This window comes from Neisseria sp. HMSC066H01, from assembly GCF_001837375.1.
Lineage (GTDB): Bacteria > Pseudomonadota > Gammaproteobacteria > Burkholderiales > Neisseriaceae > Neisseria.
Genome location: NZ_KV832195.1, coordinates 188,177 through 200,348, shown reverse-complemented (window position 1 = coordinate 200,348; position 12,172 = coordinate 188,177). Strand labels below are relative to the sequence as shown.

Annotated in this window: 12 protein-coding genes; 4 read left to right on the top strand and 8 right to left on the bottom strand. The window is 51.7% G+C overall.

Annotated elements, in window-relative coordinates:
* Positions 1 to 24: 24 nt before the first annotated feature.
* From HMPREF2551_RS07790 to HMPREF2551_RS07775, 4 genes are all read right to left on the bottom strand, one after another.
* On the bottom strand, positions 25 to 297 hold the full coding sequence (locus HMPREF2551_RS07790) for an NF038104 family lipoprotein (RefSeq protein WP_070838276.1): 273 nt from the start codon (positions 295 to 297) through the stop codon (positions 25 to 27).
* Positions 285 to 617: a hypothetical protein gene (locus HMPREF2551_RS07785; RefSeq protein WP_004520787.1), complete on the bottom strand. Its 333-nt coding sequence runs from the start codon at positions 615 to 617 to the stop codon at positions 285 to 287. The genes HMPREF2551_RS07790 and HMPREF2551_RS07785 overlap by 13 nt, the downstream gene beginning before the upstream one ends.
* 147 nt (positions 618 to 764) lie before the next feature.
* On the bottom strand, positions 765 to 1,463 hold the full coding sequence (aqpZ, locus tag HMPREF2551_RS07780) for an aquaporin Z (protein ID WP_070838274.1): 699 nt from the start codon (positions 1,461 to 1,463) through the stop codon (positions 765 to 767).
* 346 nt (positions 1,464 to 1,809) lie between these two features.
* Positions 1,810 to 4,863, bottom strand: coding sequence for a DNA translocase FtsK (locus tag HMPREF2551_RS07775; protein ID WP_070838272.1), 3,054 nt, complete (start codon positions 4,861 to 4,863; stop codon positions 1,810 to 1,812).
* Positions 4,864 to 5,027: 164 nt separating this feature from the next.
* Between HMPREF2551_RS07775 and HMPREF2551_RS07770 the strand changes: the two genes are divergently transcribed.
* The gene (locus HMPREF2551_RS07770; protein ID WP_070838270.1) at positions 5,028 to 5,705 is read left to right on the top strand and encodes an energy-coupling factor ABC transporter permease; all 678 of its coding nucleotides are present in this window, start codon (positions 5,028 to 5,030) and stop codon (positions 5,703 to 5,705) included.
* Positions 5,706 to 5,785: 80 nt separating this feature from the next.
* Complete coding sequence (locus tag HMPREF2551_RS07765; RefSeq protein ID WP_070838268.1) at positions 5,786 to 6,145, top strand: CrcB family protein; 360 nt, start codon at positions 5,786 to 5,788, stop codon at positions 6,143 to 6,145.
* A gap of 49 nt (positions 6,146 to 6,194) precedes the next feature.
* On the opposite strand, the gene HMPREF2551_RS07760 is transcribed toward HMPREF2551_RS07765, so the two are convergent.
* The 4 genes from HMPREF2551_RS07760 to ppx all read right to left on the bottom strand — a co-directional run bounded on the left by HMPREF2551_RS07760 (position 6,195) and on the right by ppx (position 9,792).
* Positions 6,195 to 6,821, bottom strand: a complete 627-nt coding sequence (locus HMPREF2551_RS07760; protein WP_070838266.1) for an NAD(P)H-hydrate epimerase — start codon at positions 6,819 to 6,821, stop codon at positions 6,195 to 6,197.
* Positions 6,822 to 6,843: 22 nt separating this feature from the next.
* Positions 6,844 to 7,758 carry a tRNA pseudouridine(55) synthase TruB gene (truB, locus tag HMPREF2551_RS07755; RefSeq protein ID WP_070838264.1) on the bottom strand — a complete coding sequence of 305 codons (915 nt, stop codon included), beginning with the start codon at positions 7,756 to 7,758 and terminating at the stop codon, positions 6,844 to 6,846.
* A 67-nt stretch (positions 7,759 to 7,825) separates the two neighbouring features.
* Complete coding sequence (gene rbfA / locus HMPREF2551_RS07750) at positions 7,826 to 8,197, bottom strand: 30S ribosome-binding factor RbfA (RefSeq protein WP_003685554.1); 372 nt, start codon at positions 8,195 to 8,197, stop codon at positions 7,826 to 7,828.
* 86 nt (positions 8,198 to 8,283) lie between these two features.
* On the bottom strand, positions 8,284 to 9,792 hold the full coding sequence (gene ppx / locus HMPREF2551_RS07745) for an exopolyphosphatase (protein WP_070838262.1): 1,509 nt from the start codon (positions 9,790 to 9,792) through the stop codon (positions 8,284 to 8,286).
* A 172-nt stretch (positions 9,793 to 9,964) separates the two neighbouring features.
* Here ppx and HMPREF2551_RS07740 point away from each other — a divergent pair, with 172 nt between their 5' ends.
* Both HMPREF2551_RS07740 and HMPREF2551_RS07735 read left to right on the top strand, forming a co-directional pair.
* Entirely contained in the window at positions 9,965 to 10,588 is a 624-nt protein-coding gene (locus tag HMPREF2551_RS07740) for a lytic transglycosylase domain-containing protein (protein WP_003746174.1), read from the top strand.
* A 201-nt stretch (positions 10,589 to 10,789) separates the two neighbouring features.
* Positions 10,790 to 12,172, top strand: coding sequence for an MFS transporter (locus tag HMPREF2551_RS07735; protein WP_070838260.1), 1,383 nt, complete (start codon positions 10,790 to 10,792; stop codon positions 12,170 to 12,172).

The window sequence follows — 12,172 nt, the reverse complement described above, 5'->3', positions numbered from 1 at the left end:
ACCTTACTGAGGCCGTCTGAAGGATTATTGCGTTACTTCATCGGAGGACTCTTCCTGATAGATGATTTCTTCCGATTTTGGCTTTTCTTTGCTCTTTTCTTTTTCTTTGTCCTTGTCTTTTTTGCCGTCAGGAATGGCGGCATCAATCACTGCCCCCGTTCCTTTGACAACCAATTTCCCGGCAGTCAGGACGGTCGTGGCAGCCAAATCGACAGCCGCGCCTACAACGCAGCCGTTAAGCGTCAGGCAAAGGGCAAGTGCCGGAAGTAGGCGTTTTGCACATCTCAATGGCTGCATCCGCAGTGCCCTTCGTGATGATGGCCGCATCCGAGTGCTTCTTGCCAAGCATCATCGTCGCCGTCAAATTCTTCAACTTCGTCAAATTCGCCGTTTTCTACCATGCTTACCAGCTCTTCCAGGCTTTCTGCGCCTTCTACCCAAAAGCAGGGAATATCGGGCGGTGTGTCGGGGGCAAGCAGGGCAGCTTGTTGGTCGTGCCAAGCAATCCAGTAGCCGTTTTGCGTTTGTACGAATACGGCATCGGGATGGATGGTTTCGTTTTCGGTATTGACCAGCATTCTGGCGGCGATATCGGTTTGAAAAGGTAAGGTTTGCATGATGGTTTGAGAATGTGGGAAAAGGAAGTATTGTAACATGGCAAAAACAAACGCACCGTCTGAGTCAGGCGGTGCGTTTGTATCTCGGCAACTTAGGTGCGGACGGTTTAAGGTGTCGGCCGCACTGGAAATATCATTCCGTTCAGATTATTTGTTATCGTTGTTTGCCAAAACAAAGCGGTAAATAGCCGCGCCCACTGCTGCGCCGGCAATAGGGGCCAACCAGAACAACCATAGTTGTTCAACAGCCCAGCCGCCTTGGAACAAGGCAACGCCGGTAGAGCGTGCAGGGTTGACGGAAGTATTGGTCACAGGAATGCTGATCAAGTGAATCAGGGTCAGACCCAGGCCGATGGCGATAGGGGCAAAGCCGGCCGGAGCCAGTTTGTCGGTAGAACCCATGATGATGATCAGGAAGAATGCGGTCAGGACAAATTCGATCAGCAACGCGGCCATCATGTCGTAACCGTTAGGAGAGTGTTCGCCGAAACCGTTGCTGGCAAAGCCGGAAGCAACAGCATCAAAACCGGTTTTACCGGAAGCAATCAGATACAGAACGCCTGCAGCGGCAATCGCACCGATGACTTGGGATACGATGTAAGGCAACAAGTCTTTACCGTTGAAACGGCCGCCGATGAAGAGGCCGACGGAAACGGCAGGGTTGAAGTGGCCGCCTGAAATATGGCCGACGGCGTAAGCCATGGTCAGTACGGTCAAGCCGAACGCCAAGGCGACACCGGCAAAGCCAATGCCGAGTTCAGGGTAGGCTGCTGCCAATACTGCGCTGCCGCAGCCGCCGAATACCAGCCAGAAAGTGCCGAAAAATTCTGCAAAATATTTTTTCATTTGTTTTTCCTCGTAAAGGTTGGGGTGTTGCCGAAGGCATGAATCATAATAATATTGTTTCTAATCGAAAAACGGATTTACCTGTTTTTTCCGGTCTTGACAAAAGGCCGTCTGAAAATGGTGACAAACGGGTAGAAATATGCATTTTGCAGGTCGAGTTTGGTTGATTGAACCTTGTTTTTTATGAAGCAAATGCCGTTAATGCAAAAGCATTTAGATTTGTAAGAAATGTTGTTTATAGATTACTTATTTGCTTGTTTATTTGATTGGAATCTCTGAACCATATCTGATTTAAAAAGGCCGTCTGAAAAGTTTTCAGACGGCCTTGATTTTATACAAGGATAAATTAATCCAGATGGTCGCTGCTTTGTGCCAAGATGGTGCGGTTGCCGTTGTTTTCCACCGGGGAAACAATACCGTCGGCTTCCATTTGGTCAATCAGGCGGGCGGCGCGGTTGTAGCCGATGCGCAGTTGGCGTTGGATATTGGAAATGCTGGCTTTACGCGATTTCAAGACAACGGAAACGGCTTCGTCATACATGGGGTCGAGGTCGCTGTCGTTGCTGCGGCTGGTACCGGTAAAGTCTTCGGTCGAACCGTTGCTCAAAATATCGTCGATATAGTCGGGTGCGCCAAATTGTTTCAGATATTCCACTACGCGGTGTACTTCGTTATCGGAGGCGAACGCGCCGTGTACACGTTGCGGATAGCCGGTGCCGGGTGGCAGGAACAGCATATCGCCTTGGCCGAGCAGGTTTTCCGCGCCCATTTGGTCAAGAATCGTGCGGCTGTCGATTTTGCTGGATACTTGGAAGGCAATGCGTGTCGGAATATTGGCTTTAATCAGGCCGGTGATGACATCCACGCTTGGGCGTTGGGTGGCAAGAATCAAATGGATGCCGGCTGCGCGGGCTTTTTGGGCGAGGCGGGCAATCAGTTCTTCAATTTTCTTACCGGCGGTCATCATCAGGTCGGCAAATTCATCTACGACGACCACGATAAACGGCAGTTTTTCCAATGGCTCAGGGTCTTCAGGCGTAAGGCTGAACGGGCTGCCGATTTTTTCGCCACGCGCGGAGGCTTCGGCAATTTTTTGGTTAAAACCGGCAAGGTTGCGCACGCCCATAAAGCTCATCAGGCGGTAGCGTTTTTCCATTTCGTTGACGCACCAGTTCAGCGCGTTTGCAGCCAGCTTCATATCGGTCACGACAGGGGCGAGCAGGTGCGGAATGCCTTCGTAAATGCTCAGTTCCAGCATTTTCGGGTCAATCATAATCATGCGCACGTCTTCCGGCGTTGCTTTGAAGAGCATGGACAGAATCATGGCATTCACACCCACGGATTTACCCGAACCGGTCGTACCGGCAACCAGCAGATGCGGCGCTTTGGCCAAGTCTGTGACAACAGGCTGGCCGGTGATGTCTTGGCCGAGCGCGAGGGTCAGTTTGGATTTGGATTCGGTAAACGCAGGCGAATTGAAGATTTCGCTCAGGCGGATCATTTGGCGTTTCGGATTGGGCAATTCCAAGCCCATGCAGGTTTTGCCTGGGATGGTTTCCACCACGCGGATGGAAGCCACGCCAAGCGAGCGCGCCAAGTCTTTTTCAAGGTTCAAAACGGCACTGCCGCGCACGCCGACATCAGGCTCAATCTCATAACGCGTAATGACCGGGCCGGAATAGGAGTCCATCACTTTGACTTTAACTTTGAACTCGGCCAGTTTTTCTTCGATAGTAATGCTGTTTTCCAGCAACTGTTCTTCAGTTTGCGAGGCGCTTGGGTCAAACTGCGGCGGCAGGAGCAGGGCAGTGGTCGGTAGAAGCGCATCAGTCAGTGTTGCCGAAGTTGGAATAGCTATGCTTGGTGTATCTTCTTGAACGCTTGGTTCTACGCTTCGAACAGGCGTTTCAACGACTGTCTGTGTATATTCAGACGGCCTTGCGATTGTTTCAACAGGTTCAACGGGTTCAATGGTTTCAACCGCTTGAATAGCTTCTGCTTCCGCTTGTACAGGCGCTTCCGGCTCTCCATCGAATCCTGTTTCTTCTTCCGCAGATTCGCTGATTAAATAATCGCGGATACTGCGTTCAGGCTGATTGCTGACATGCGCATTGACTTGTGCATCAAAAATCGGCACTTGGATTTTATGTTCAAAAGCAGGTGGCTCTGGGATATCGATCGGCGCAATCGAGGTTTGGAAAACGGGCGGCTCGGGAATATCGGTTTTCGCCATAGGGACGACCGGTACGGCAGGCGGCTCGACTACGGTTGCGTTTGGCGCGGCAGGTCGGGAGATATAAGGGGATTTTTTAACGGGCGAAGCCGGTTTCGGACGGGACGGCGTTGCCGGTACGGCAGGTTGTGGTGCAGCAGCTTCCGTGGCAGCTTGTTTACGCGCCCATCTTTCGGCGGCCGCTTCGGTATGGCGAACTTGACGGCGCAGGCTGGCAGGACGGCTGATTTGTCCCAAGTTGGCCAGAATTTCGTCATTTTCAATGGTGCGCGGAGAGTAGTCGCGCAAAGGGGCGACGGCCGCGGCCAGTTTGTGGCGTGCGGCGGTACGGCGGGCAAGGTTGTCGTGAATATCTTCCGCTTGGATTTCAGAAGGAAAAGCCTGCATGGAAGTATAGGGGAGGACGGCTTCTTTTTCGGCAGTTCTTAAGGCCGTCTGAACGGTTTCGATATGCGGCGCATTGGCTTCTGCCACGCGGACATTATTGGCGCGCGCCAAGGCACGTTCGCGTGTGCGGCGCAAAACAGGATCGTTGTAGTCGATGATTTCCATACCGGTCATCGGCAGGGATGAAGCGCGCAACAATGGAGTTTCGACTTCGTCTTTGTAAATCGGCGCATTTTTTTCGGCCAAATGCTCGTTCCATTCTTCAACCGCCGCTTCGTGCAGGGAACGGGTGGCTTCTTCTAATGTGATTTCTTCAAAATTGCTGTTTTGCACCAAAGACGGGCTGTATTCGGGCGTTTCCATTTGTGCAAACGGCGTGATTTTAGGAATACGTTCCGGCTTGGCAGATTTGCGGGTTTTAGGCGCAACTTTGATTTCTTCTTCGGTCGTTGCGATGTGTTCCGGCTCTTCGGCAACAGGCTCTGCTGCGTGCTCTTCGTTTGTTTCGGCGTGTTGCGTTTTATTGTGTTCGAGCGCGGAAAGCAGGCGGATGCGGGCGATTTTATGGTTGTCGGCGGTGCGCTTGTTCATGCTGAACAAACGTTTCAGGCTGTCCAGTTGGCTGGCAAAACCGACCGGGCTGTCTTCTTCGTTGATTTCTTCTTCATCGCCACTGAGTCGGGCCAATTCTTGGCGCCACTTTTGCTCTTGTTTCTGGCGCCACCAGAACAATCCGGCTATGGCGGCCAGCAGAATTAAAGCCAATATTGTCCAAAGCATGCGTCCATCCCCTTAATTAAACGGCAAAGTCCGTTATTCTAACGCTTTTTTCGGGTAAACAAAACCAGCCGAAACAAGCTTTAACGGCAAAGGCAGACAGGATTGTCAAAGCTGTGGCTTGAGGCGCGTATAATAGGCCGTCTGAACATTTTGCGGATGAGAAGATGATTTTTCAAAACGGATGGTTTCCCGTTGGTGTCGTGATGGCGGCATGGCCTGTGTTGCTGGTAATTTTTGCTTTGTGCGCAAAGCAGGCATGGGTGTCGGTATCGCAGCATCGTTCCGCATTTTTGTTGGCTGCCGTGATGTTGCCGCTGGCTTGGAGTTTGAATGCCTCTCCGGAAAGTGGACAACTGGCCGGCATGAGCTATCATTTGCTTGCTTTAAACCTGACGGCTTTAATGCTGGGCACTTCTGCTGCATTCTGCGTCGGCGTTTTGCTGTTTTTTCCATATTTGTGGCTTTGGGGCGATTGGCATATGTTCCCCATCAATGTCTTGTCCGTATTGCTTCCGCCTTTGTTGGTGAACTTGGGTTTCCGCCATTGGGTGTCGCGTTTGCCTGCCAATATCTTTATCTTTATTTTTCTGAATGGTTTTTGGGCCGCGGCGGTCGGTATGGTGTTTACCGGCGTGGTTTTGGTCGGTTTGTTGGATTGGGCGGATGTGTTTGATACGACAGTATTGTGGAAAACCGCTTTTCCTGTTTTCTTCTTAATCGCTTGGGCAGAGGCATTTTTGAGCGGTATTTCAACAGCCATTTTTATTGCGCTCAAGCCGCAATGGATTTGTACTTTCGATGACGGCAGATATTTGAAATCTGCGCCTAAGATTTGGCAATAAGATATAAAGGCATCCTTGCTTGGTTTTCAGACGGCCTCATGACCGGATGGCCTGTTTTTGAATTGAATTTTTAACGTGTTATGTTTGCTTATATTTTTCCCATTGTTTGCGGCGCAGCCGTCGGGGCTGTATTGCGTTGGCTGTTTAGCTTGGTGCTGGTGTCTTCGGCGCCTTTTTCTATCGGTACATTGGCGGCAAACTGGCTGGGCGCGCTGCTGATCGGCGTATTGGCAGAACTCTTAACCGATCCGCAATGGCGTTTGCTTTGGATTACCGGATTTCTCGGCAGCTTGACCACATTTTCAGGTTTTTCAGTGGAGATGGTGGGTTTGATGCAGGCGCAACGTTGGGGCATGGCTTTGATGGCAACCTGTCTGCATGTTTTCGGTTCGTTTGGTTTGACGGCGCTGGGGATCAAATTGGCGCAGATTTGGAAGTAAGCAAAAGTCACAGGGTGCAAAATTGCACCCTGTTATTTTTTATAGGTATTCAATCAATGCCAATAGGTAAACAGACGGTTTCTTGGCAATAGGTTTTGCCGGACTCGCTTAAATGCGCCGGTTTGTAGGCGGCAAAGGTGTAGGTCAGGTCTGCGCGGAATGTGTCGGGATCGGCTTCGGCGGTGTCGCAGTTGAGGCCGGTGGGAATATCGAGGGCGACTTTCAGGCCGTCTGAATGATTGAGTTGGCGGCAGAGGGCGGCGATTTCGGTTGGAAGCGCGCCGCTGAAGCCTGTGCCGAATATGCCTTCGATAATGATGTCGTAACCGTTTTTCAGACGGCCTTCCAGTTCTTGGACGGTTATCAATTCAATATGGGGCGAACCGTTGAGGCGTTCTCGATTGGTTTGAGCCAAGGGGGAGAGGTTTTCTCCGAGTGAAAACAGAATATCGATGTACCAACCTTGCGCCTGCATATATCTTGCCATGACTAGGCCGTCGCCGCCATTGTTGCCTTTGCCGCAAACAATCAGGGCGCGTCCGGCTTGGGGATGACGCTGCATGAGGTCTCGGGCGGCAGAGCTGCCGGCGTTTTCCATCAGTTGGTCGAAGCTCGTGCCTTTATCGACGGCTGCTTGTTCGCGTTCGCGCATTTGGGCGGCGGTATAGACTTTCATGATCGGCTCTCTTTGCAGGAAGTTATTGGTCGGCGGTATTCATCAGGCGCAAGGCTTTCAGACGGCCTATTTCTTTTTGATATTCCACCAGCCCGATAAATGTGCCGTCTCGGCTGTATACACGGATGGGCTGATCGGTGGAAATGTTTTCGGTGAACTGGGGACGTTGGCCGTGTTTGAGCATGGTAACGGCGTAGTCGTTTAGCTCAAGTTTGGGGAAATGTTGCACCAAGACATCGCAAGTCAGCAGCAGGGCATCGCGTTCGGCTTCGTCCAATTCTGCCAAGGCTTCGAGCGTGTGGCTTTGGGCAATGGTAAAGCCGGCGGTTTCGGTACGGCGCAGGGCGGTCAGGTGGGCGAATGTGCCGATGTGTTTGGCGATGTCTTCGCTGAGGGTACGGATGTAAGTACCCTTGCTGCAACGTACGTCTATCACGGCTTTGGGTGCATTAAACTCTGTGATATCAATGGAGTAAATGGTGATGTCGCGCGCTTTGCGTTCGATAACGATGCCTTTGCGTGCGTATTCGTACAGCGGTTTGCCTTCATGCTTGAGGGCGGAAAACATAGGCGGCACTTGGCGGATATCGCCCGTTAAGGCGTGGCAGGCCGTCTGAAATTCGGACAATGAAATATCGGCGCGAGCGGTGGCAATGATTTCGCCTTCTGCATCGCCTGTGCTGCTGGCTTCGCCCAGTTTCAGCGTGGCTGTATAGGCTTTATCGGCATCAATCAGATATTGGGCGAACTTGGTCGCTTCGCCGAAACAAACAGGCAAAAGTCCTGTGGCCAAAGGATCGAGTACGCCGGTATGTCCGGCTTTTTCGGCACGGAACAAACGCCGCGCTTTTTGCAGGGTGGTGTTGCTGGAAAGGCCTTCAGGTTTGTCGAGGAGAAGAACGCCGTTGACCGGGCGTTTGGTGGGTTTGGTTGTCATATTAAGTAGGGAATATTAATGTTCAGGCCGTCTGAAAGTATTCAGACGGCCTGCGTGTTTTAATCAATCAGTCTTCAACCGGTTTTTCCGCCGCCACTTGGTCGATCAGGCTGGAAATGCTCATGCCGCGTTCGAGTGATTCGTCGTATTTGAAGTGCAGCTCGGGCGTTTTGAAGAGTTTGATGCGTTTGGCCAATTCGCTGCGCAAATGGCCTTTGGCGTGTTCCAAAGCTTCTTCGGTGATGTCGCGTGTGCTGTCGTCGAGGACGGTGTAGAACACGGTTGCGTGGCTGTAATCGCGGGTAACTTCGACTTCGTTGATGGTGATGAAGCCTGCGCGCGGATCTTTCAGGCCGGTGCGGACGAGTTCGGCCAGTTCGCGCATGATTTGTTCTTTGACACGGTCTTGGCGGGCGTAGCCGCGTTGGGGTTTTCTCATGGTTTTCCTTGATGTATGGCAGGCTGTCGTTTCAGACGACCTGCGGTTTGGATTTTGAACAGCTGCCTATTATAACGGAGCGCGGTTTATTGTGCTTGAACCGAGAAAGGCATATCGATTTTTTGCCATTGCGCGCTTTCGTAGTCCAGCGCATCGGCGATAAGGGGGTGTTGCTCCAGCCATTGGGCGTTGATGCGCAAGATGAAGCTGTGGTTGATTTCATCGACGCGAAGCTGGGTTTGCGGCGGTAAATCGAGCGGCAGGCGCGAGCGGCAGAAGAGGGCGGCCAGGCGCAGGGACAATACGGCACACCACATGATTTCGTTGTCGCCGATAATATCCGCCATTTTCTTGAGGTCGCCGCGATGGCCGATAACCAGTTGCGCCAAAATGGTTTGCTCTTTGCGTGAGAAGCCCGGCATATCGGCGTTTTCGAGAATGTAGGCGGAGTGTTTATGATAACCGGTATGGGCGATATCCAAACCGATTTCATGCAGACGGCCTGCGCGGCTGAGGTATTGGTTCCACAGGGCAAGTTCTTGAACGGTTACGTTTTTGGCGTGGCACAGGCTGTTCATGAAGGCTTGCGCGGTATCGGCAACACGTTTGGCTTGGTTGAGGCTGACGTGGTAGCGTTTTTGGAACTCTGCCGTTGTCTGCTCGCGCATATCGACATTGAGGCTGCGGCCGATTAAGTCGTAGAACACGCCGTCGCGGAGGGCGGCTTCGGTAACGGTCATTTTGGTCAGTGAGAGTTCGTCGAAAGCGGCCATCATCACGGCCAGCCCGCCCGCAAAAACTTCGACGCGTTCGGGTTTGAGGTTTTCAAATTTGGCTTTTTTTACCGAACCGGCTTCGATAATCCTATCGGCAAGATAACGCATGCCTTGGGCGGTAATGTCGGCTTCCTGCGGCAATTCGGCCGCCAAAACGTCGCGTATGGATTTTGCCGAACCGGACGTGCCGATGGCGAAATCCCAACCGGTGCGCTTCATCAGTTTGCTGATGCGCTGGATTTCGATACGCGCGGCGGAAACGGCGGCTTGGAAATCTTTGGCGGTCACTTTGTTTTGGAAGAAGCGCATGCTGTACGTTACGCAGCCCAAAGGCAGGCTTTCTGTGGTCAGCGGTTGCAAATCCGAGCCGATGACAAATTCGGTCGAACCGCCGCCGATGTCGATAACCAGCATTTTGTCGCCTTTGGGCGGCAGGGTATGCACTACGCCGGTGTAAATCAGACGCGCCTCTTCGCGGCCGGCAATGACTTCGATGGGAAAACCCAGCGCCGCTTCGGCACGGGGCAGGAATTGGGCGATGTTTTTGGCGACGCGGAAAGTATTGGTGGCCACCACGCGCACGTTTTCAGGTTGGAATCCGCGCAGGCGTTCGCCGAATTTTGCCAAACATTCCAAGGCTTGTTCTTGAGAGGCTTCGCTTAGGTTTTTTTGTTCGTCCAAGCCGGCGGCAAAGCGAACCATTTGTTTGAACGAGTCGATGACTTTCAGCTGACCGTTGTTGTTTTCACAAATTTGCAGGCGGAAACTGTTGGAACCCAAATCGACGGAGGCTAAAACGTTGGCGGGAGTGGTGGTCATAAAAAATACCGCTTGATTAGAAAAACCTAAATGTTACTTGAGGCGGTATCACTTGACAATAAAAGGAATACAGCTCTTTGATTCTGCTCATAGATGTATTTTATAATGCTGATTTTAAGCAAATATATCAAAGGCCGTCTGAACTTTTCAGACGGCCTAAAAAGAGAAACACATGAAATCGGAAAACCAAGATTCCTTATTTTTATCGCGCCGCCGCCTATTGCAAGTCGGCGGAGCCATGCTTTTGACGCCTGCGGCCGCTTGGGCGGGGGCGCAACGTGAAGAAACGCTGGCCGATGATGTGGCGTCCGTGATGCGCAGTTCGATCAATAGCGCCAGTCCTGCGCGGCTGGTGTTTACCGATGCAAGGGAAGGGGAGCGTTGGTTGGCGGCGATGTCTTCCCGATTGGCACGCTTTATTCCCGATGAAGGCGAGCGCCGCCGCCTGCTGATCAATATCCAATACGAAAGCAGCCGGGCCGGACTCAACACTCAAGTGATTCTGGGCTTGATTGAAGTGGAAAGCGCGTTTCGCCAATATGCCATCAGCGGCGTGGGCGCGCGCGGCTTGATGCAGGTAATGCCGTTTTGGAAAAACTATATCGGCAATCCGTCGCACAACCTTTTCGATATCCGCACCAATCTGCGCTATGGCTGCACCATTCTGCGCCATTACAACAATATTGAAAAAGGCAATATTGTCCGCGCGTTGGCAAGGTTTAACGGCAGCTTGGGCAGTAACAAATATCCAAACGCCGTGTTAGGCGCGTGGCGAAATAGATGGCAGTGGGGTTGATTCGGGATAAATGGGATAGGGCAGATCTTGCGTGACTTTGGTTTCTGTTGAAACCTTTTTATACCGATGAAGCAGGTTTGCGATAAACGGCTTGCGATTTGACCCCATGCAATTCCTTTGAATCCTGTATAATCAGAAAATCTGTTAATTCACACTTTCAGACGGCCTTTCGCAAACTTAAGGCCGTCTGAAACATTATTTATGGCAAGAGATAACCGCATTCAAATGTTTCCGCACGAGTGGCGTGCCAGTACCACACTTTCCGGCGTTTACGCACTGCGTATGTTGGGGATGTTTTTGGTGTTGCCTGTTTTGGCGATGTATGCCGCTTCGTTGCCCGGCGCAGAAAACAATAAAGCGCTGGTCGGTATGGCGATGGGTATTTACGGGCTGACACAGGCTTTGCTGCAGTTGCCTTTGGGCATGGCTTCTGATAAGTTCGGCCGTAAAAAAGTGATTTATGCCGGCTTGATTGTATTTGCGGCAGGTAGTTTTTTGGCCGCAGTTGCCGACAGCCTGCAGATGTTGGTTGCCGCGCGTGCCATTCAAGGTGCGGGTGCCGTCAGCGCGGCGGTAACGGCTTTGCTGGCGGACTTGACCCGTAACGAAGTGCGGACGCGTGCGATGGCGATGATCGGCCTGAGTATCGGCTTGACCTTCTCCGTCAGCCTGGTGCTTGCGCCGATGATTGCCAGCTTTATCGGCGTATCCGGCCTGTTTGCGCTGACCGGTATTCTGACTGTAATCAGTATCGGCGTGGTTGCTTGGATGACGCCTGATCCGGAAGTGTCAAAAATGCACGAAGACACGCAGGCACAGCCTTCGCGTATGGGCGAGGTATTGAAAAACCACCAACTGCTCAATCTCGACTTCGGTATTTTTGCCTTGCATGCGGCGCAAATGGCTTTATTTACTGCATTGCCGTTTGCCATGACGCAGTTGGGTTTGGAAAAAATCCATCACTGGCAAGTCTATCTGCCGTCAACCATTACCGGCCTGATTATTATGGTGCCGCTGATTATCGTCGGCGAAACGCGCAACAAACTCAAACAAGTGTTTATTCTTGGTATCGTCTGCATTGCCGCGGCGCAAATCGGTTTGCTGTTTGGAATGCACTCGGTATGGTTGATTACCGCTTATCTGATTGTTTATTTTATTGGTTTCAATGTATTGGAAGCCAGCCTGCCGTCTATGGTGTCGAAAATCGCTCCGTCCGATTTGAAAGGTACGGCGATGGGCGTGTATAACACCATGCAGTCAGTCGGCTTGTTTGTCGGCGGTGCAACCGGTGGTTTATTGTTCCAAAAGTACGGTTTTGTAGGCGTATTTGCCTTTTGCAGCGTATTGATGTTGTTGTGGCTGGTATTGGCAGTCATTTCGCCGGCACCAAAACCCGTCAAAAACCTCAGCTATCCGCTTAACGCCGAATGGCAACAAAATCCGGATTTACTCTACCAAAAATTGACCGAAATTGAAGGCGTTGAAAGCATCAGCTTTAGCGCAGACAAACAAACCATTTATATCAAGGCCTTGCAAAAAGGATTCAACCAAGAGGCCGCCGAAAAAATTATCACAGGAGTGTAA